Source organism: Oxalobacter vibrioformis (assembly GCF_027118995.1).
Taxonomy (GTDB): Bacteria; Pseudomonadota; Gammaproteobacteria; order Burkholderiales; family Burkholderiaceae_D; genus Oxalobacter; species Oxalobacter vibrioformis.
In genome coordinates, this window is record NZ_CP098242.1 from 578,601 (window position 1) to 599,867 (window position 21,267).

The window sequence follows — 21,267 nt, forward strand, 5'->3', positions numbered from 1 at the left end:
TCTATTCCGTTATTCCTTATCTACAGTTTTCAGTATCCAGTTATCGCCATCTGCTACCAGTTCCCGGTCACAAATAAATTCGTCATACCCGGCGCGGGAGCCGGGCAAATCACAGATGACAACCTCTCCTGCGTTTCTCAGTTGCCGGATTTTTTCGCACAGCAACACATTGTCACTCCATGGCGCATGAATGGCCGGACGCTTTTTCGCTGGCGGCAGCAAACGGGACAGTTCCCTCAAATCCATGGAAAAACCGGTCGCCGGACGTGAACGCCCGAACGCTTCCCCGACATGGTCGTAACGCCCGCCACGAGCAAGCGCATTTGGCAGACCGGGCACAAAAGCCGCAAACATCATACCGCTATGATAGTGGTATCCGTTCAGATCAGCCAGATCAATTGTGACACGTTCGCAATCCGCAACACGTGCAAGATACTCCAGATCATTTAAGGCCAGGGTAATACCGGCATTGGAAGGCAATACTTTCTTGGCTTCCTTCAAAATATTGATATCACCATACAAATCAGGCAGCGCCATCAGCGCCCTTCTGGTCAGTGGATGAAATCTGGCAGTCAGTTCATCCAGCCCAGGCATATCCTTGGTTTCCAGCAGATCAAAAAGCGCGGGCGCATTCCCTTTGGCAACAGGATCATCCGCTACCAGTGAGCGTAGAAGCCCTGCATGGGACAGATTCAGGCTCATACCTGAAATTCCGGCGGCTTTCAGTGAGGCCAGCGCCAGCGCCTGGATTTCGGCATCCGCTTCCAGCCCGCCATGCCCGTAGATTTCGGCGCCAATCTGGAAAGGCTCGCGGGTCGATTGCAATCCTGCCGGACGTGTGTGGAGTACGCTGCCCGCATAACACAACCTTGTCACCGTTGCCCGATTGATCAGGTGAGCGTCAATCCTTGCCACCTGCGTCGTCATATCCGCTCTCAAGCCCATTGTACGGCCGGACAGCTGGTCAACCAGCTTGAACGTAAAGAGATCCGTATCCTGACCGGTACCTGTCAGAAGCGACTCGACATACTCCAGCATGGGAGGCATAACCAGCTCATAGCCATAAATACGGAATTTATCCAGAATCAGTCGGCGCAATTCCTCCATCTTGCGTGCTTCAGCAGGCAGGACATCAGCAATAAATTCGGGAAGAAGCCAGTTGTTGGACATGATGTTTCTATAGTCGGAACAATTCAATATGACAGGCGTGCATCATCACAACACCTGCATTCATCGATTCTCTTATCTGGGATTTTTCATATAACGGAAAAACTCAGAGGACGGATCAACAACCATAACATCTTTCTTACTGTTAAAGCTGCCCCTGTAAGCTTCAAGACTTCGATAAAACTTGTAGAACTCAGGATTCTTTCCGAAAGCCTGCGCATAAATCCGCGAAGCCTTGGCATCTCCCTCACCCCGGATTTTTTCTGCCTCACGATAGGCCTCAGCCAGAATAACCGTCCGCTGCCTGTCTGCATCCGCCTGTATCTTTTCCGACTCTGCCGCACCGGTTGAACGTAACTCATTGGCGACACGGGTCCTCTCAGACTTCATCCTTTCATACACCGAAGAATTGATCTGTTCCACATAATCCAGTCGCTTGATACGAATATCCACAATCTGGATGCCAATCTGCTTGGCTTCATCAGACATTTTTTTCTTGATGGCAGCCATCAGGCTGTCCCGATCCCCGGCAATCACCTGCCGTAATGTCCGTTTTGTGATTTCATCATTCAAGGACGCCTTGACGATCTGTGCCAGCCTGTCCTGTGTGCGCTGTTCATCCGCGCCAAAACTCACGTAATACAGCTTGGGATCAACAATACGCCACTTCACATACCAGTCCACCAGGATATTCATTTTCTCGGCGGTGATAATCCGGTCCGGCTCATGCGTTTCGCTGGACAAAATCCGCTTGTCAAGGAAGATCACATTCTGGAAAGGTGCAGGGAGCTTGATATTGAAGCCGGGCTGCTCGATAACATTCGTGACTTCACCCAGTGCAAACACAATGGCGTATTGTCTCTGGTCAACAACAAAGATGCCCGTAATAAAGGTGATCAGAACAAGAAAAAGACCTGTTGCAGAAATAATGAAACGCATTATCTGCCTCCCCTGTCTCTTGACTCACGCCCGCGCCCTGAATCCGTAGAAACAGGCGGCACCTGTGACACACCACTTGACGTCTGTGCCTCGGTATTTGCTGATTCGGGTTGAGCTGCGGTTTGCGATATCAGCTTGTCAAACGGCAAGTACAGCAGATTGCTGCCGCTTCTGACATCCATCATGAGCTTGGTGGTATTGGAAAAGATTTCCTGCATGGTTTCAATGTACATCCTGTCCCTCGTGACACCGGGTGCTTTCTGATATTCAGCCACGATCATGTCAAAACGGGATGCATTACCTTCTGCATTCGCAATGACCTGATCCCGGTAGCCTTCCGCTTCCTGTATCAGGCGCGAAGCCGTTCCTCTTGCCCGTGGGATAACGTCATTGGCATAGGCTTCCCCTTCGTTTTTCTGACGTTCACGATCCTGGCCTGCCTTGACCGCATCATCGAATGCCGCCTGCACATCTTCCGGTGGCTGTACATTCTGCATGGTGACATTGGTAATCTGGACACCTGACTGATACTGGTCAAATATTTCCTGCATCAGGCCATGGGCATCCAGCGCAATCTGGTCACGCCCTTCATACAGCACAAAATCCATCTTGTTTCTGCCGACAATTTCACGAATCGCCGTCTCGGCAACCTGGCGCACCATGTCTTCCTGATCGCGGTTATTAAACACCCAGTCTGCCGCATTTTTCAGGCGATACTGAATGGCAAACTGGATATCCACAATATTTTCATCGTTTGTCAGCATCAGCGCTTCTTTGGGCTGCTTGTTTTTCAGTGAAGAACGGTACCCGATCTCAACGGTTCTCACCTGCGACACATTCACAACTTCATGGCTCTGGAAAGGGCTGGGAAGGCGCCAGTTCACGCCGGACCCTGTCATTTTGCTATACCGGCCGAATGTCATCACAACACCGGTTTCCCCCTCCTGAACGATGAAAAAACCCGTCCCCATCCAGAAAAGGAAGGCAACCACAGCCAGCATGATCAGCCCGAAACGCAATCCCCTGCGTTTATTCAGTTCATCATCATAGTTATCACCTCCGGAGTCGTTGTCATCCCCCGGATCTTCTCCACCCTTTTTCTTCCTTTTGAACAAACGATTCAACCGCTCATTGAATTTGTTCCACATCCTGTCTATTTCAGGCGGGTCATTGTGATCATAATCACCCGAACCACGGCCAAAAAGGTCGTGGAACATGGGCAATAATCTGCGTAAACCGTTTAATGAAAACCGAGCCATTCGTTCGTTACTGATCTCAAATTGATGATATTTTCTCAGGAAGCACTCCCTGCATCAGCCGTATCCGGCTGCATGTGCTGTCTTTTGGCTTCCAAAGCATATTCGGCCACCGCGTGCCTGAGCAGATCCATGCCTGCTCCGGTATGCGCACTGACCAAAACGCGTTGAATTTTACCATATTCATCCCGCTCCATGCCCGGATTTAAGTCTGCCAGGTCAATCTTGTTCAATACCAGCAGTTGCGGAACATCATCTGCACCGATTTCTTTCAGCACCAGATTGACCTGCTCTATCTGGTCGCGCCGTGTCGGGCTGGCAGCATCCACCACATGCAGCAGCAAATCCGCATGAATCGTTTCTTCAAGCGTGGCCTTGAAAGCCGCCACAAGCTGGTGGGGCAATTCCCGCACAAAACCCACCGTATCTGACACAACGACATTTCCCGCCTCTTCCAGATAAACACGGCGTGACGTGGTGTCAAGCGTGGCAAACAACTGATCCGCCACATAGGTTCCTGCTTTTGTCAGGGCATTAAAAAGCGTGGATTTACCGGCATTGGTATACCCGACGAGCGAAAAGGAAAAAATGTGATTGCGGCTGCGTGAGCGGCGCTGGGTTTCTCGTTGCCTTTGCAGCTTGTCCAGACGGGAACGCAGCATTCTGACACGTTCACCAATCAGGCGGCGATCCGTTTCCAGCTGGGTTTCACCGGGTCCACGCAGGCCAATACCGCCCTTTTGCCGCTCAAGATGGGTCCATCCCCTGACAAGGCGGGTGGAAAGATGCTGCAATTGCGCCAGCTCAACCTGTACCTTGCCCTCATGGCTTTTGGCGCGCTGTGCAAAAATATCCAGAATCAGGCTGGTTCTGTCAACCACCCCGGTTTCCAGTTTACGCTCAAGATTTCGCTGTTGCGCAGGTGACAGGGCGTGATTGAAAATAACCAGATCACACGCATACTGTTCAATCGCAGCCTGTACTTCATCCGCCTTTCCGCTGCCGATAAAAAGAGCTGCGTCGGGACTCGATCGCTTTGTGGTAATGGTGGCAACCGGGAGCGCACCGGCTGATTTGGCTAAAAGCGCCAGCTCTTCCATACTGGAAGCAAAATCACTTTGCCCGAAATCCACTCCGACAAGAAGGGCAGATAACACTTCACCCTGTCCTGCCACTTTTTTTTTCGGGATATCAGGCGTTTTGTGCATCAGAATGCAGGTTGACCGGTCTGGAAGGCACGACCGTTGAAATGGCATGCTTGTATACCATCTGCGTTACGCTGTTACGCAACAATACGACATATTGGTCAAAAGATTCAATCTGTCCCTGTAACTTGATCCCGTTGATCAGATAAATCGAAACAGGAATATGTTCCTTTCGCAGGATATTGAGGAAAGGATCCTGCAGCATTTGTCCTTTGCCAGTACTCATAGTGACTCCATTAATAGTAGTTGTTATTTGAAGTTGGAGATAAACCGGTCTTTTTCAAGTAGAGCATAAAAAATCTAATCAAAGACAGCTTTACTATACCGTATTTATGACTTTTTCATCTGATCTGAACCAGATCATTTTCCCTTTTCCGGATCAAACGGATTCTTGCCGGTTCTGAACTCAATCTGCAATGGGGTACCGGTCAGTGAAAACGCATCCCTGAAGTGTCTTTCCAGATAACGGCGGTAATCCTGGCTGATATGGTCCAGCCCGTTCCCGTGAATCACAATAATAGGCGGATTTTTTCCGCCCTGATGCGCGTAACGCAGTTTCGGGCGAATCGCACCCTTGGCCCGTGGTGGCTGCTGGTGTTCCGTTGCATCTTTTAATACACGGGTCAACCTTGGGGTGGAAAGATTGGCCATCGCCGCGGAATAAGCGGCATTGATGGAACGCATGAGCGATGAAATACCGGTCTGCTTTAATGCCGAGATGTAATGGAATTTGGCAAAAGACAGAAAATGCAGCTTGCGCTCGGCCTCACTTTTCACCAGATTCCGGGTATCAACAGGCAAACCGTCCCACTTGTTGATCCCGACAACGAGTGCCCTGCCGCTTTCCAGGATAAAACCGGCAATATGCGCATCCTGATCTGAAATATCCTGCTGGGCATCCAGCAAAAGCAGGACCACATTGGCATCGGATATGGCCTGCAATGTCTTGACGACAGAAAATTTTTCAATGGCCTGAAACACTTTCCCGCGACGACGCAGGCCGGCTGTATCAATCAGCGTATAATGCTTGCCGTCACGCTCAAAAGGAATCTCAATCGCATCCCGGGTTGTACCGGGAAGATCAAAGGCAATAACCCTTTCCTCTCCCAAGAGCGCGTTAATCAGCGTGGACTTGCCCACATTGGGGCGCCCAACAATAGCAAGGCGAATCGGACGATCTGCGGTTTCCTCATCTTCTGGCGGCACCTCAACAGCAGAAACCGCATCAAGCGCGCTTTCCACCATGGTGTGCACACCATCCCCATGGGCAGAAGAAATAACGAGGGGCTCACCCAGCCCCAGCTCATAAAAATCGGCGGTAACTGCGGTATATTTCATTCCCTCGGCCTTGTTGACCACAAGAATGACCGGGCGCCCGGATCTGCGAAGGTATTCGGTAATGGACTTATCATGCGGTGTCATGCCCTGGCGGCCATCCACCATAAAAACAACGACATCCGCCTCGGCAACAGCCTGCTTCGTCTGCCGGGCCATTTCCTGAAGGATACCGTCCTTGGCAACCGGCTCAAACCCGCCAGTATCAATCACCAGGAAGGGACGCTCTCCAATCCGGCCTTCCCCATAGTGCCTATCCCTGGTCAGCCCCGGAAAATCGGCCACCAGTGCTGCCCGGGACCGGGTCAGTCGGTTAAATAGTGTGGACTTGCCCACATTAGGCCGTCCCACAAGCGCAATAACAGGTTTCATGTCAGTTGATCATTAATGCCAAAAGACGCCCGCCTGTCGTCTGGATAATCAGCTTCTCGCCAACCACCAGCGGGGTTGCCTTGATGGCAGAGCCATCGGTTGCGGTGCGCGAGATGAATCCGCCATCTTCCTTTGAAAGAAAATGCACATATCCCTGCAGATCACCTACCGCTACCGTCCTCTCAAAAGAAACCGGCGTTGACAGCGCACGGTATGCCAGGCGTTCATTGCGCCAGACGCTTTGTCCCCGGAGATTGACAAAGGCATACACCGCACCTGCCTCATCTGCGGCATAAACAAAGTCATCGTCAACGCTGACCCCCACATCACTGGAAAGCTCTTTTGCCCAGACACCACCACCACTGACCACATCATAGCAGGCTACCCGGCCTTGAAAAGAGGCGGCGCAAACCAGCCTGCCCAGTACGGCAGGCATGCCTGAGGTATCCGCAATTCGCTCCAGATCGGTTGTTCCACGCGGATCACCGACAACCACGTCCCAGTTCGTGCCGCCATTGGCCAGCATCAGGGAAATCATCCGGCCGCCAGGCAAGGCAACGATCGCGGTAGGACCAACAATGGCAATACCAGGGGCTGATCGCAACATCAGGGGCGGCGCACGCCGTGTCACCATCCATTTTCGTTCACCGGAATCTGCCTCAAACCCGGAAATATGATTATCCAGCGTACGTACAACGACCATATCACCACCAACGGCCGGGGCCGAAAGCGCTTCACTCGACATCTGCGCCTTCCATTTTTCCTTGCCATCAGAATCAAACGCCAGCAACACGCCGTTTTTTCCGGCAACAACAATGGTATGACCATCCGTACCCACACCGGCTGTCAGGGGAATACCGGCATCAATCCGCCAGACTTCACTGCCCGTTTGCGGATCAACACGCACAATCGTGCCTTTGGCAGAAGCAGCATAAATGCTGTCATACGTTGCAACCGGCGTGAAAATGAAATTATCTGATGAACCCACATTGAGTGACCAGGATTCGGTAACTGACCGGATCTGTTCAAACTCCACCAGGTCTGCCGGCAGATTTCTTGGTGTTCCCCTGGAAAACGGATTGATGGAATCAATCCATGAAAAGGAACAGCCTGACAACAGCAGCGTCAGGCCTACTGTCAAAACAGCGATAATGGCACGTGTCAATCTCATTGAATCTCTCATTTTGCAGCAGCATCACCACCCAGATCGTCCAGCTTGAGCTGAATAAGCGCCCTGCCCGGGTCATCAGGTGAAGCTTTTGTCAACGCAGCCTGATAAGCTTTTCTGGCTTCGTCCAGTTTGTCCTGCGCATAATACACATCGCCTCTTCTGTCTTCTGCAATACTGGCAAAGGCTTCAGGAAATTTCGCGCTCAATACCCCCTGTGCCTCATCATATTTTTTCTCATCCAGCAAAATCCCTGCCAGCCTGATACGTGCGATGGCCTTGTATCCATCGCCCTTGCCATTGTCGACAATCCATTTCAGGCGCGCCCTTGCCATGTCATTTTCCTTGAAATCATGTGCAATGCGCGCAGCAATCAGATTGGTCATGGAAGCATAAGGGGTCGAACCGAATTTTTCCTGCATATCGGATGCAATGCGCTGCGCCCGTTCATTATCATTCGACTGAACGGCGTTTTGCATTTCGTAATACAGTTGTGATGCCTGCTCAGCCTGTGTGCGCTGATAATTGCCCCAGAGCGTCCAGGCGGTATAAGCAGTCAACGCAATGATGACAAGCCACAGCACCAGATTGCCGTATTGCTTCCACCAGGCCTTGATAGCCGCTAATTGTTCCTGTTCTTCAAGATCGTATGCCATGATAATTTCTGTCTTTTTTAATGAATGCCATGAGTTGGCGCAGCGCCTAAGCTGCCACAACCACACGCGCAGGTTTCCTCATGTTCCGTTTCCCCGATTATCTGGTCAACCAGATAATCTGCAACCTTTGCCAGAGGAACCAGGCGCTGGTTGTTTTCCATATCAGGGGAGCGCAGTGCCTTGACGCTGGCATTTCCCCCTTGTAACTCATCTTCTCCAAGCAGGATGGCAAAGGGTGCGCCGCTGTCATCAGCACGTTTCATCTGCGCCTTGAAACTACTGCCTGCCGCTGCAGGTGAGCAATGCAGTATTACATCAAGTCCCGTGCCACGCAAGGCTTCTGCCAGAGCAAATGCCTCAAGCAGGGCATCTTCACCCTGGTGAACGATATAGACATCCACGTTTTCCGCAAAATTGGCGCTTCCCTGTGTTTTCATCAGATCAATCAGCCGCTCGACACCCAGGGCAAAACCACAGGAAGGTGTCGGACGGCCGCCAAACATTTCAAACAGCGGATCATACCTGCCGCCACCGCATATCGTACCCTGCGAACCCAGCTCCTCACTGATCCACTCAAACACGGTACGGTTGTAATAATCCATGCCGCGAACCAGGCGCGGATTGATGGTAAACGGGATATTGTTATGCTGCAGGATCTTCTGCAACCCTTCAAAATGCTGCAGGGATTCCTGATCCAGATAATCAAGCAGTTTCGGTGCCGCATTGACCATTTCCTGCATGGCCGGGTTTTTGGTATCTAAAATACGCAACGGATTGGAATACAGACGCCTTTGGGCATCCTCATCCAGGATATCGCTGTGTTTTTCAAAATAAGCAATCAGGTCCGCCCTGTGACGGTTTCTTTCCTCGGCATTGCCAATGGAATTAATCTCCAGGCGAATGTTTTCCAGCCCAAGATCATCCCACAACCGCTGGCACAGCAGGATCAGTTCGGCATCAATATCCGGGCCGCCAAATCCAAGCGCCTCTGCGCCAATCTGGTGAAACTGCCGGTAGCGTCCACGCTGGGGGCGCTCATGACGGAACATCGGGCCACAATACCATAACCGTTTTGGCCCGTTATAGGTGAGATTGTGCTCCACAACCGCACGAACCACACCGGCCGTGCTTTCCGGACGCAACGTCAGATTGTCACCATTTAACGCATCCTCAAAAGAGTACATCTCCTTTTCCACAATATCAGTCACCGCGCCCAGACCACGGGCAAAAAGCGCCGTTTCCTCGACAATCGGTGTGCGAATGCGCTGATAACCATAGCTTTTCAGCACGGATTCTGCCGTGTTTTCCAGAAGTTCCCATACCGGTGCATCCTCCGGGAGAATATCGTTCATCCCCTTGATGCCGGGTATCTTTCTGTTTTTATTTGTTTTTTTGTTTTCAGACATAATGGATGCCACTCATTTCCTGCTTTGCAGTCTTATGTTAGCCATAATGCGACTGAACATATTTCAGAATCAATGCCTGAAACTGCTCGTCGAGATTATCACCCCGCAGCATGGTTTTTCTTTTACCATCTTCAAATACCATCGCCATGGGAGTTTCGCCATTTCCCGGCAGACTGATGCCGATATTGGCATGCTGTGATTCTCCGGGGCCATTCACAATACATCCCATCACCGCCACATTCATACTTTCCACGCCCGGATACCGGTTTTTCCATACCGTCATCTGTTCGCGCAGATAATGCTGGGTATTGCTGGCAAGCTCCTGAAAGAGCGTCGATGATGTTCTTCCACACCCCGGACATGACGTCACCATCGGAACAAAATTGCGCAGCCCCATGCTCTGCAACAACTCCTGCGCAACCACGACTTCACGGGCACGGGAGCTCCCCGGATCCGGCGTGATGGAAATCCGGATCGTATCCCCGATTCCTTCCTCAAGCAATACCGACAGGGCCGCCGAGGACGCCACGATCCCCTTGCTGCCGACACCGGCCTCCGTCAAACCGAGATGAAGCGCATAATCACACCGTACCGACAGCTCACGGTAAACCGCAATCAAATCCTGCACACCGGAAACCTTGCATGACAGAACAATCCTGTCGGCGGGCATACCCAGCGCCTCTGCCTGGGCAGCACTCTCCACTGCAGATGTCACCAATGCCTCATACATGACACTTGGCGCAGGCCATGGCGCTGAGCGGCCCGCATTTTCATCCATGATACGTTTTAACAGCGCCTGATCCAGGCTTCCCCAGTTCACTCCGATACGCACCGGCTTTTCATACCGGCAGGCAATGTCAATCATGGTGGCAAACTGGCTGTCCCGGCTTTCTCCAATACCAACATTTCCGGGATTGATACGGTATTTTGCCAGCGCCCTGGCACACGCCGGAAAGTCCTGCAGCAGAACGTGGCCATTAAAATGAAAATCCCCGATCAGGGGGACATGGATACCCGCATCATCAAGCCGCTGACGTATCAACGGAACCGCCTGGGCGGCCGCTGGTGTATTGACTGTCATACGGACAAGCTCAGAGCCGGCCTGAACAAGTTCCATTACCTGGCAGACAGTTTGTTCGACATCAGAGGTATCAGTATTTGTCATGGATTGCACCACAACAGGTGCATCTCCACCGATGATAACCGGTCCCGTGTTACCGGGTACCGCAACCGCATGCGTCTTCCTGCGGGGGGCCGATCCTGACGAAATCGGCTTTTCTTCACGTTTCATGATGGATTACTTCAACTCCACTCTGGCTTCAGCACTTCTTCTGGCGGTTTTCAGCACCAGCGGCTGTTCGCGGAATTCCACCTGCACATTGGCTGCCTTTTCTGCAACAACCGTAACCGGCTCATTGATTTCCAGCTTCTGCACGTCACCTGCCTTCCCGTCAAATTGACGCAGGGTAGCGCCATTTGCTTTTAACACCTGAACTTTTGATGGGCCGTTAAAACGGACAACAAGGAAATTCTGCGGTACGGCAGGAGCCGCTTCAGCGGCCTTTTCCGGTTGAGGCTCTGCGGCTTTTTCCTGTTTGTCCTGCTGCGGTGATGCTGAATCCGCTTTATCTGCATTCTGTTTACCGGCATCCGCAGACGCTGCTTCTGCTGCGGGTTTGTCTCCTTCTTTCTTTGCAGCATCTGCTTCCGGAACTTTCTCATCCTTGCCAGCAGCATTTTCTGCAGAAGCGGGGGCTTTTTCCGGTTCGGAGATCACCACTTTGGGTGTATCAATCACGGTCGAAACAGATTTTGATGCCTCCTGTTTTTTTACCTCAGCAACCGGCTCCGATTTCTTCTTCAGTGAAAAACCGCCAGAAAACCATTTCATGCTGTGCACGGCATAAGCCAAAGCCAGCACAATGACAATCAGGATAAACCAGCCGGTTTTTCCAAAGCGCCGTTTTTTTCCAAAAGACTGGCTGCTCTGCATGAAGCGTTCGGAAGTATTCTGCCTGGGGATCTGATCCAGTTGCTTGCTCGCAGGCTCTTCTGATTTAAACATGGCAACCAGCGGTTCCGGATCAACCTGCAGCATCTTTGCGTAGGCACGGATAAACCCTCTTGAAATGGCAATGCCATGCAATGCTTCATAGTTATCCGCTTCAAGCTCGCGAACCTGCCGTACCGTCATCTTCAGACTGGCTGCAACCTGTTCCTGATCGACACCGGCAGCCACACGAAATACCGCGAGCTGAGCACCAGGCTTTAACGGCTCGCTGACGGGTTCGGCAGCTTTTTCAGCTTCCTCCCCAGCGGAGGTTTTTTCTTCTGCATCCATATTCAAAGACCCCTGCGCATCCGCCGGGGAGGTAACCTGGGGCTCATTTGAGTTTTTTTCTTCTGATACGTTCGCACCAGATTCAGCAGCATCTTTTTCTTCTTCTTTCATTTCATCGATGTTCATTCAAAACTCCACGTGAGCGCTGCTTGCATGTCAATGTGCAACATAAACGCCATGAAAAGCGGCTTTTTGTTTCCAAATCATTCAATATTATTCGTAATCGTCATATTTTTCCAGAAAATCATGTCGATTAATGCAATTCATCCCCGGATTCGGTATAACAGACCTGCATTTGCATGATTCTTTTCCTGATATCTGTCCTGTCCTGAACCTCGCCGGCCAGCAAGCCACAGGCAGCGTCAATATCATCGCCCCGTGTTTTACGCACCGTTGTCACGATTCCTGCATCCATCAGAATCTGTGAAAAAGACTGTATCCGCCCGGCCTTTGAACGGCGCAAACCGGAGGCCTCAAACGGATTAAACGGAATGAGATTGAATTTGCACGAGACGGGAGAAGGACCATTTTTCACCAGTTCCACCAGTTCCCTTGCGTGTTCATCAGAATCATTCACGCCATCCAGCATGCAATATTCAAACGTGATGAAGTCTCTTGGCGCGTAATCAAGATAACGACGACAGGCGGCCATCAGCGACGATAACGGATGCTTGCGGTTCAGCGGAACCAGCCTGTTGCGAAGCGTATCGTTAGAAGCATGCAAAGAAACCGCAAGCGCAACCGGGCATTCCGTTGCCAGCCTGTCAATCATCGGCACCACGCCACTGGTAGATACCGTTACCCGCCGACGGGACAACCCATAGGCATTGTCATCGAGCATCAGCTTTAACGCACTGACACTGGCCTCAAAATTAAAGAGCGGTTCACCCATTCCCATCAGGACAACATTGGAAATCTGCCGAACCGGCCGGTCCTCACCTTCATTCATCATCCGCAAGGCAAATTCGGCCATCCACAGTTGGCCGATAATTTCACCTGTCGTCAGATTACGGCTGAACCCCTGTTTCCCGGTTGAGCAGAATACACAATTCACCGTACAGCCCGCCTGCGTTGAAACACACAGGGTACCGCGGTTCCCTTCAGGAATAAAAACCGTTTCAATGGCATTTCCCTGCCCGACATCCATCAGCCATTTTCGCGTGCCATCCGTTGAGGTATGGTCAGCAATAACAGAAGGGGCAACCACCTGCGCACAATGCGACAGCTTGTGACGCAACGACTTGGCCAGATCGGTCATCTGGTCAAAATCACTGACACCTGACTGGTGAATCCAGCGTTGCAACTGCCTGGCCCTGAAAGGCTTTTCATCCAGGCGCAAACAATATTCCACCAGTTGAACCGGATTCAGATCAAGCAGATTTGTCCGGGCTGTCGTCATAAATACAGAAAAGAGAAGGCCCGCCCGCTTTTATGGGCAGGTCACATCATTAACGGGAGTAGGTCTGGGTTTCCGGAAAGAAAAACGCAATCTCCTTGGTTGCCGCTGTCGCACTGTCTGAACCATGTACCGCATTGGCATCAATGGAGTCGGCAAAATCAGCGCGAATGGTGCCTTTGTCTGCTTCTTTCGGATTGGTCGCCCCCATCAGTTCGCGGTTTTTTGCGATGGCATTGTCACCTTCCAGCACCTGAACCATAACAGGACCTGACATCATGAAATCGACCAGATCCTTAAAGAACGGGCGCTCACGATGCTCGGCATAAAATCCTTCTGCTTCAGCGCGGGACAGCTTGACCATGCGTGCTGCAATAATTTTGAGGCCCGCATTTTCAAAACGGGAATAAATCTGGCCGATTACATCTTTTGCCACTGCATCGGGCTTAATAATCGACAGGGTGCGTTCGATTGCCATGAGACAAACTCCAATGAAAAAATTAAGACGGATTACTTTTTTAGATAGCCTTATATTTTATCATGGAAAATACCAAAATCCGGGCTTGTTTTATCCATACCACCCTGTCTTCTTTGTTTATCAGGCCAGGCTCAGCCCTCATTAAATTGTCGTGGGCGAAAGACTGATTTTTCCTGACTGTCAAGGCGACGGCCCAATAGTGGACGAAGCCGTATCGGGCATATGGCGAATTCAATTTTGGCACGGTAACGACGACAGGCGGGAAAAAGCCGCTTTGCAGCAGGCAAATGAATGAGGGATGAGCCCAGGATCAACGGAATAAAAAAGCACGATCATCACGATAAAAAAATACCATCTTCTGTGACGATTGCTTTTTAACGTCCAGACATCCGGGGTATGTTTTTCTGCCTGATAGTCAAATCTCTATTATCAGCCTCTTCTTTTGCCGGATATCCTCTGTTTCATCCAGATCAACAGAAAGGTAGCTTTCCGATTTCAGATATTCCCGGATTAAAACAGCCAGATCACAAGAAGGCGCCATGAAGGCCTCTCCCTGCCGTAAGACATCTCCGATCTGTAAATAAAGTCCGGCGGTTTCATATAAATCCCTATCAGCGAATTCATGCAAAACCCTATCTATCGCTTCGCCCTCAAGTTCACCATCCAGCATGGCTGATAATTGTTCCTTTACTGCACTTTTTTCCATCTTTATCCATACTCCCTGCATTTACCACCGCCTGTCGACATCCGTTCCCAGCAAGGGACGCAGCCGTACGGCAACCGCTTCTCTTGCCCGGAATATACGGCTTCTTACCGTTCCTATCGGACACGCCATAGCAATGGCAATTTCCTCATAACTCAACCCTTCGATTTCCCGCAGCATCAGCGCTGATCTCAGATCATCCGGCAACTCATTCATTGCCAGATTGACAGTCTCGGCTATCTGCTTTGAGGCCAAAACCGATTCCGGCGTATTAATATCGCGAAGGTTCTCTCCTTCACTGAAAGATTCCATCTGCTCTGCCGTCATATCCGTAGAAGTCGGCACCCGTCTTCCCCGGTTATCCAGAAAATTCCTTGCGGTATTGATTCCGATCCGGTAAATCCAGGTATAAAATGCCGCATCTCCACGAAACTGATGAAGCGCCCGATAAGCTTTTATAAAAGTTTCCTGCACAACATCTTCCGCTTCAGACTGATTATGAACAAAGCGCAACACCAGTCTGAACAGTTTCCGCTGGTATTTCGACACCAGTATGTCGAAACTCGTCTTGTCACCCTGCTGCACACGTTCGACAAGCACCCTGTCAATTTCTCGCTCAGTTGCCAAAATGAAATACCCTGTATCCAGGCAATTGCCGGAAACCAATGATTAGAGTTTCCGAATTGCAATTAGTTCAAAAAATCTATTTACTGCGTTTCATTTTGGTGAACGGTCAACCACTGGCATGCGATGTAAAGCGCCTTGAATTGTTCCGCGTTGACTGAATCAGGAAAAACAAGCAAAAAACTTTTCCGGGCTGAATCAGACACCAGACGCAGTAGAAGCAATGTCGGCCAAATGGTTGAACCATTTACCAGGTAAAACGCTTCTGCATCCGGTGCAGCCTGCTTTTGATGGAAGATCTGCGTGGATACATTATGGGTATCTTCGCGTAACCGTATTTGTCCGCTTCCGGATATATCAATCCGGAAGGTTTTTTTGGAGTGGAAATGCAAAAAAATAAAAAAAAGCGATGAAATCAGGCTGGTGACCAGAACAGATATCCTGCCCCAAAAACCAAATGACCCCGCATACCCCGAAATGACCAGAAGGCCGGTCAGTAGCAAAAGCACAGCCATTCCGACAGTCAGAAGTGAAAAAAAACGGGATGGCTGAACCTGGACAGATACGGCAATTGACATCATTTATCGCTTCAAAGAAAGCCATATATGAAAAAACCCCATTCACTTCGCAATGAACGGGGTTTTAGCATAATAAAATCGTGTAATCAGATCTTGCCGAACAGCAGTGATCCGTTTGTGCCACCAAAGCCGAAAGAATTTTTCAGCGCATAATTGATCTTGCTGTCTCTTGCCGTATTGGCGCAATAATCCAGATCACACGCCGGATCCTGATTAAAGATATTGATAGTTGGCGGTATGACCTGATTATGAAGGGCCAGTACGGTAATAACCGCTTCAAGCCCGCCAGCACCACCCAGTAAATGGCCAAACATCGATTTGGATGAACTGACCACCACCTTTTTGGCATGGTCACCCAGCGTCCGCTTCACAGCCACGGTCTCCGCAATATCGCCAAGCGGGGTGGATGTGCCATGGGCATTCACATAATCGACCTGATCCGGATTGATACCGGCATCATTTAATGCATTGAGCATACAGTCGCTGGCGCCACTGCCGTCTTCCAGAGGCGCTGTCATGTGATTGGCATCCGCACTCATGCCGAAACCAACCAGTTCCGCATAAATCTTCGCGCCACGGGCCTTGGCATGCTCATATTCCTCCAGCACCATGACACCGCCGCCTTCGCCGAGAACAAAACCATCACGATCCTTGTCCCATGGGCGGGAAGCCGTTGCCGGATCATCATTGCGGCTCGAAAGCGCACGCGCTGAGGCGAAACCACCAAGTCCCAGCGGTGAAATCGTCGATTCCGCACCGCCGGCAATCATCACATCAGCATCACCATACGCAATGATTCGTCCGGCAAACCCGATACTGTGCAGCCCGGTGGAACAGGCGGTCACAATCGACAGGTTCGGGCCTTTCATGCCGTAACGGATGGAAAGGGAACCGGAAATCATATTGATGATGGAAGCAGGCACAAAAAACGGACTGATTCTGCGGGGACCACGATTCATATACTCTGCATGAGTATGCTCAATCATGGGCAGCCCGCCAATGCCGGAACCGATATTGACACCAATACGGCGAGCATTTTCCTCTGTCACCACCAGGCCGCTGTCTTCAATAGCCTGAATACCGGCGGCCATGCCATAGTGGATAAAGGTATCCATATGACGGGCTTCTTTTGCCGGAATATAATCTTCCAGTTGAAAATCTTTGACCTCGCCGGCAAACGTGGTGCTGAAACCAGATGCATCAAACCGGGTAATCGGTCCGATGCCGGATTTTCCAGCGGTTACCGCACTCCACATATCGGCAACGTTATTTCCTACAGGCGAGATGCATCCCAGGCCGGTAATAACGACCCGGCGTTGTCGTGTACGGCTCAAACTGTTCTCCTTGAATTGATTCGGGGATTATGACTGCATGTTGGCAGTAGCATAGTCGACGGCTTGTTTCACCGTGGTGATCTTTTCAGCTTGCTCATCGGGGATTTCGATTTCAAATTCATCTTCGAGGGCCATGACAAGCTCAACTGTATCGAGTGAATCAGCACCCAGATCATCTACGAAAGATGATTCCAGCTTGATTTCGTCTTCAGCAACACCCAGTTGCTCGGCGACGATCTTTTTCACACGTTGTTCGATATCGGACATTTGTTGGCTCCAGTTATAAAATTATTGGTAAAGAAAAGTGCGCGCATTTTAGCAGATTTGCGCTTGAAAATTCCATTTTTGGTTTTTTGTTTCCAAAGTCGAAAGCTAATTATAGTAAAAAAACGGCTCAAAAAATCACATTCTGGCGATCAATTCATAAACATGCCGCCATTTACATGCAATACCGCGCCTGTAATATAGGATGCCTGGGGTGATGCAAGAAAAGCCGTGGCATAAGCCACATCTTCCGGTGTCCCGAAACGGGCCAGCGGAACCTGGCGAAGCAACGTGGCAATCTGTTCTTCGCTCAACTGTTTTGTCATGTCAGTATCAATGAATCCGGGGGCAACACAATTGACGGTAATGTTGCGGTTACCGATTTCACGGGCCAGCGCACGGCTCATGCCCTCCACAGCCGCTTTTGACGCCGCATAATTTATCTGGCCGGCATTACCCATTGATCCGACAACTGACGTGACATTGATAATCCGGCCCTCGCGCTGTTTCATCATGCCTCGCAATACGGCCCGGGACAGCCTGCCAACCGCATTCAGATTCACTTCGATAACCTGGTCCCACTCCTCGTCCTTCATGCGCATGGCAAGGTTATCCTGCGTAATACCCGCGTTATTCACCAGAATATGGATGGTTGCGTATTCCTTTTGCACCTCTTCAATCACAGCGAGACTGCGCCCGGCATCACTCACATCTAAAACGACTCCTTTACCCGCATCCGGACGAATCCGGTTCAATGCGTCAGTAATCGCTACCGCACCGGACTCAGATGTCGCCGTACCAATCACGGTTGCGCCCTGGCGCGCCAATTCCAGCGCAATGGCATGACCAATACCGCGCGATGCGCCGGTAACAAGCGCAACCTTGCCCTGCAAATCCTGTGATGTCATTGTAAAGTCTCCAGCACGTTTTCGAGAGATGCCTGATCAACAATGGCTTCACCGGTAACCGATCCATCGATACGGCGGCAAAGACCCGCCAGCACCTTACCAGGACCGCATTCCACCACATGGGTAATTCCCATGGATGCCATTTTCCTGATCGTTTCAACCCAGCGCACCGAATTGGCCACCTGCCTGACCAGCGCATCCTTGATCGCTTCAGGATCATTCAGAACAGCCACATCCACATTATTAATCAGTGGAATTTCCGGGGTGGAAAAGGTCAGTGACGCCATATATTCTTTCAGGCGTTCCGATGCCGGGGACAACAGAGAAGAGTGAAATGGCGCGGAAACCGGCAGCATGATCGCCCGTTTGGCCCCTTTGGCCTTGGCCACCTCACAGGCGCGCTCCAGTGCTCCCTTGTGGCCGGCAATCACCAGTTGAGCCGGCGCATTGAAATTGGCCGGCTCAACGACTTCTCCCTGTGCCGCTTCCGAGCAGGCTGCAATCACATCCTCATCAGAAAGCCCTAAAATAGCTGCCATACCGCCCTGTCCGACAGGAACAGCCTCCTGCATGGCCTGTGCACGAAAGCGCACCAGACGAACGGCATCGGCAAAAGGAATAACACCGGCAGCAACCAGTGCAGAAAATTCTCCCAGGCTATGACCGGCCACCACTTCCGGTTTGGCGCCGCCAGCGGCCAGCCACGCACGATAAAATGCCACCGAGGCACTCAACATGACAGGCTGGGTATTGGTCGTCAGATCCAGATCTTCTTTCGGACCTTCGGCAATCAATCTGGCAATATCCATCTGAATAGCATCAGATGCTTCAGCAAGCGTTTCGGATACAACAGGATTGCCGGCAAAACCGTTTAGCATTCCTACAGCTTGCGACCCCTGGCCGGGAAAAACAAAAGCAAATTTAGGCATGTCTGATATCTACGTGCGGGTTAACGTTAATAAAAAGAAAACAGGCTACATTCTTGCCAGGACGGCACCCCAGGTCAGGCCGCCACCCAGCGCAACCATCAACACATTCTGGCCGGGCTTGACACGTCCGTCACGAACGGCCGTATCCAGCGCAAGCGGAATAGAGGCAGCTGAGGTATTGCCATGCTGGTCAACCGTTTCAACCACATGGTCTGAGGTAATGCCCATTTTTTTCGCAGAACTTTGCATGATGCGGATGTTGGCCTGATGGGGAATCAGCCAGTCCACTTCTGAAGTCGGTGTGCCTGTCATTTCCAGCACTTCCGTGCCAACCCGGTCCATCAGCGTCACCGCCAGTTTATAAACGGCCGTGCCATCCATGTACAGAAAAGCCTGCCCTTCAATCGCGCCATGATTCAGTTTGCCAGGAATACACAGGATATCGCCATAGGTGCCATCTGCATGCAGGCGTGCGCCCAGGATACCCGGCTCGTCAGACGCTGACAGCACAACAGCACCGGCGCCATCGCCAAAAAGAACGCAGGTGGTACGATCCTTGAAATCCAGGATACGGGAATACACCTCGGCACCAATAACCAGAACCTTCTTGTAGGTGCCAGAGCGGATAAAGCTGTCAGCAACACTGAGCGCATAAACAAAACCGCTGCATACCGCCTGGACATCCATGGCGGCGCAGCCATTCATGATACCCAGTTTCGACTGTACGACTGAAGCGGTATTGGGAAATCCGCCCAGAAAATCAGGCGTTGCGGTGGCAAGAATGATCAACTCAATTTCATTGGGATCAACCTTGGCCATTTCCAGCGCTTTTTTCGCCGCTTCCGTACCAAGATCACTTGATTGCATGTTGCTGTCGGCAAAGTGCCTGGCAGCAATACCGCTGCGTGAGCGAATCCAGTCATCCGACGTTTCCACACCGGTTGCGGCCAGCATGGTGACAAGCTCTTCATTTGTAACACGCCTTGGAGGCAGATAGCTGCCGGTACCGATTATTTTTGCATAAACTGTCATGCTGATTTCTGTTCCTGTATTTCCGATTGCGCTGCAGTACCATCCGCATCATTTCCGTTTTCCGACTTCTGCAGAAATTCAGCCATCATGGTTGATATACGTAACATTACATTGCTGTTGACGGCATCGTACGCGCGTCTGATTGCCCATTCAAAGGCAAAAGCATCCGCACTGCCGTGACTTTTAAAGACAAGGCCCTTCAGGCCCAAAAGACTCGCACCATTAAAACGTGACGGATTAAGCCTTTCGCGAATCGACTTCAAGGCTTTTCTGGCCAGCAGGGCACCCAGCATATTCAACGGACTGCTCTTGAGTTCTGAAACCAGGACATTGCGGAAAAACCGGCCCAGCCCTTCCACTGATTTCAACGTCACATTCCCCACAAAACCATCGCAAACGACGACATCGCAGGTACCTTCGAATAAATCATTGCCCTCGACGTTACCCAGATAATTCAGTGAGCCTTTGCGGGCCTCTGTTTTCAGCAATTCACCAGCCTCTTTTACAACCTCGTTTCCCTTGATTTCTTCTGTTCCCACATTAAGCAGGCCAACCCGTGGATTCGGCACATCCTCAACTGCAGAAAACAGAAGTGATCCCATAATGGCAAACTGGTGCAGATGCTCTGCTTCGCAATCCACATTGGCACCAAGATCCAGCGCATACGTCGGACCGCCTTTCTGGTTAGGCAAAATGGCGCAGATCGCCGGTCGGTCAACACCCGGCAGCGTTCTCAAAAGATAACGGGAAATCGCCATCAGCGCACCGGTATTACCCGCAGAAACGCACGCCTGCGCCTCCCCGCTTTTGACCTGTTCAATGGCAACCCGCATGGAAGAATCACGCTTTTTGCGCAAGGCAATTTCCAGCGGGTCCTCCATTGTCACCACTTCGGTTGCATTTTTGATGGAAATGCGCGGATGATTCTCTGCACGAAGCCTTTTCAGTTGGTCAACGATCTGATCCTGCATGCCGACCAGCACCAGTTCCGCATCGGGAGTCTGCTTGAGAAAAGCAATACAGGCAGGAATGGTCACAGATATCCCGTGATCACCGCCCATACAGTCAATTGAAATTTTTATACTATCTGGTTCACTCCGAGCCACGCTCATACGGATTTTCGGTCCGCCCTCCAACGATTTTCAGTCTGGTACAACATAAAATGGCGCACAGGTT

The 21,267-nt window shown here is 51.0% G+C and carries 22 protein-coding genes; all 22 read right to left on the reverse strand.

Annotation, left to right across the window (positions count from 1 at the left end; all coding sequences use genetic code 11):
* Window positions 1–9: 9 nt before the first annotated feature.
* Entirely contained in the window at window positions 10–1,170 is a 1,161-nt protein-coding gene (locus NB640_RS02890; protein ID WP_269309649.1) for an ATP phosphoribosyltransferase regulatory subunit, read from the reverse strand.
* A gap of 72 nt (window positions 1,171–1,242) precedes the next feature.
* Window positions 1,243–2,106 carry a protease modulator HflC gene (gene hflC, locus NB640_RS02895; protein WP_269309650.1) on the reverse strand — a complete coding sequence of 288 codons (864 nt, stop codon included), beginning with the start codon at window positions 2,104–2,106 and terminating at the stop codon, window positions 1,243–1,245.
* Window positions 2,106–3,323 carry an FtsH protease activity modulator HflK gene (gene hflK, locus NB640_RS02900; RefSeq protein ID WP_269309651.1) on the reverse strand — a complete coding sequence of 406 codons (1,218 nt, stop codon included), beginning with the start codon at window positions 3,321–3,323 and terminating at the stop codon, window positions 2,106–2,108. The genes hflC and hflK overlap by 1 nt, the downstream gene beginning before the upstream one ends.
* A 77-nt stretch (window positions 3,324–3,400) precedes the next feature.
* Window positions 3,401–4,570 carry a GTPase HflX gene (hflX, locus tag NB640_RS02905; RefSeq protein WP_269309652.1) on the reverse strand — a complete coding sequence of 390 codons (1,170 nt, stop codon included), beginning with the start codon at window positions 4,568–4,570 and terminating at the stop codon, window positions 3,401–3,403.
* Window positions 4,554–4,793 (reverse strand): RNA chaperone Hfq, encoded by a 240-nt coding sequence (gene hfq / locus NB640_RS02910; RefSeq protein ID WP_269309653.1) that lies wholly within the window; start codon window positions 4,791–4,793, stop codon window positions 4,554–4,556. Before hfq ends, hflX begins: the two co-directional genes overlap by 17 nt.
* A gap of 134 nt (window positions 4,794–4,927) precedes the next feature.
* The gene (gene der, locus NB640_RS02915; RefSeq protein WP_269309654.1) at window positions 4,928–6,274 is read right to left on the reverse strand and encodes a ribosome biogenesis GTPase Der; all 1,347 of its coding nucleotides are present in this window, start codon (window positions 6,272–6,274) and stop codon (window positions 4,928–4,930) included.
* Between the two features lies 1 nt (window position 6,275).
* The gene (bamB, locus tag NB640_RS02920; RefSeq protein ID WP_269309655.1) at window positions 6,276–7,445 is read right to left on the reverse strand and encodes an outer membrane protein assembly factor BamB; all 1,170 of its coding nucleotides are present in this window, start codon (window positions 7,443–7,445) and stop codon (window positions 6,276–6,278) included.
* 8 nt (window positions 7,446–7,453) lie between these two features.
* Window positions 7,454–8,098, reverse strand: a complete 645-nt coding sequence (locus NB640_RS02925) for a YfgM family protein (protein ID WP_269309656.1) — start codon at window positions 8,096–8,098, stop codon at window positions 7,454–7,456.
* Between the two features lie 17 nt (window positions 8,099–8,115).
* The gene (gene hisS / locus NB640_RS02930; RefSeq protein WP_269309657.1) at window positions 8,116–9,504 is read right to left on the reverse strand and encodes a histidine--tRNA ligase; all 1,389 of its coding nucleotides are present in this window, start codon (window positions 9,502–9,504) and stop codon (window positions 8,116–8,118) included.
* A 37-nt stretch (window positions 9,505–9,541) separates the two neighbouring features.
* Window positions 9,542–10,795, reverse strand: coding sequence for a flavodoxin-dependent (E)-4-hydroxy-3-methylbut-2-enyl-diphosphate synthase (gene ispG / locus NB640_RS02935; RefSeq protein WP_269309658.1), 1,254 nt, complete (start codon window positions 10,793–10,795; stop codon window positions 9,542–9,544).
* A gap of 6 nt (window positions 10,796–10,801) precedes the next feature.
* On the reverse strand, window positions 10,802–11,971 hold the full coding sequence (locus NB640_RS02940; protein ID WP_269309659.1) for a RodZ domain-containing protein: 1,170 nt from the start codon (window positions 11,969–11,971) through the stop codon (window positions 10,802–10,804).
* 127 nt (window positions 11,972–12,098) lie between these two features.
* Entirely contained in the window at window positions 12,099–13,244 is a 1,146-nt protein-coding gene (gene rlmN / locus NB640_RS02945; RefSeq protein WP_269309660.1) for a 23S rRNA (adenine(2503)-C(2))-methyltransferase RlmN, read from the reverse strand.
* Window positions 13,245–13,293: 49 nt separating this feature from the next.
* The gene (gene ndk, locus NB640_RS02950) at window positions 13,294–13,719 is read right to left on the reverse strand and encodes a nucleoside-diphosphate kinase (RefSeq protein ID WP_269309661.1); all 426 of its coding nucleotides are present in this window, start codon (window positions 13,717–13,719) and stop codon (window positions 13,294–13,296) included.
* A gap of 415 nt (window positions 13,720–14,134) precedes the next feature.
* Complete coding sequence (locus tag NB640_RS02955; protein WP_269309662.1) at window positions 14,135–14,425, reverse strand: RseA family anti-sigma factor; 291 nt, start codon at window positions 14,423–14,425, stop codon at window positions 14,135–14,137.
* A gap of 21 nt (window positions 14,426–14,446) precedes the next feature.
* Entirely contained in the window at window positions 14,447–15,049 is a 603-nt protein-coding gene (gene rpoE / locus NB640_RS02960) for an RNA polymerase sigma factor RpoE (protein WP_269309663.1), read from the reverse strand.
* Between the two features lie 80 nt (window positions 15,050–15,129).
* The gene (locus NB640_RS02965) at window positions 15,130–15,627 is read right to left on the reverse strand and encodes a protein YgfX (RefSeq protein WP_269309664.1); all 498 of its coding nucleotides are present in this window, start codon (window positions 15,625–15,627) and stop codon (window positions 15,130–15,132) included.
* 83 nt (window positions 15,628–15,710) lie between these two features.
* Complete coding sequence (gene fabF, locus NB640_RS02970) at window positions 15,711–16,958, reverse strand: beta-ketoacyl-ACP synthase II (protein ID WP_269309665.1); 1,248 nt, start codon at window positions 16,956–16,958, stop codon at window positions 15,711–15,713.
* Window positions 16,959–16,985: 27 nt separating this feature from the next.
* The gene (acpP, locus tag NB640_RS02975; protein ID WP_269309666.1) at window positions 16,986–17,225 is read right to left on the reverse strand and encodes an acyl carrier protein; all 240 of its coding nucleotides are present in this window, start codon (window positions 17,223–17,225) and stop codon (window positions 16,986–16,988) included.
* Window positions 17,226–17,374: 149 nt separating this feature from the next.
* Window positions 17,375–18,130, reverse strand: coding sequence for a 3-oxoacyl-ACP reductase FabG (gene fabG / locus NB640_RS02980; protein WP_269309667.1), 756 nt, complete (start codon window positions 18,128–18,130; stop codon window positions 17,375–17,377).
* Window positions 18,127–19,059 (reverse strand): ACP S-malonyltransferase, encoded by a 933-nt coding sequence (gene fabD / locus NB640_RS02985; protein WP_269309668.1) that lies wholly within the window; start codon window positions 19,057–19,059, stop codon window positions 18,127–18,129. Before fabD ends, fabG begins: the two co-directional genes overlap by 4 nt.
* Before the next feature lie 45 nt (window positions 19,060–19,104).
* Window positions 19,105–20,091, reverse strand: coding sequence for a beta-ketoacyl-ACP synthase III (locus tag NB640_RS02990; RefSeq protein WP_269309669.1), 987 nt, complete (start codon window positions 20,089–20,091; stop codon window positions 19,105–19,107).
* Window positions 20,088–21,203, reverse strand: a complete 1,116-nt coding sequence (gene plsX, locus NB640_RS02995) for a phosphate acyltransferase PlsX (RefSeq protein ID WP_269309670.1) — start codon at window positions 21,201–21,203, stop codon at window positions 20,088–20,090. Before plsX ends, NB640_RS02990 begins: the two co-directional genes overlap by 4 nt.
* Window positions 21,204–21,267 lie beyond the last annotated feature (64 nt).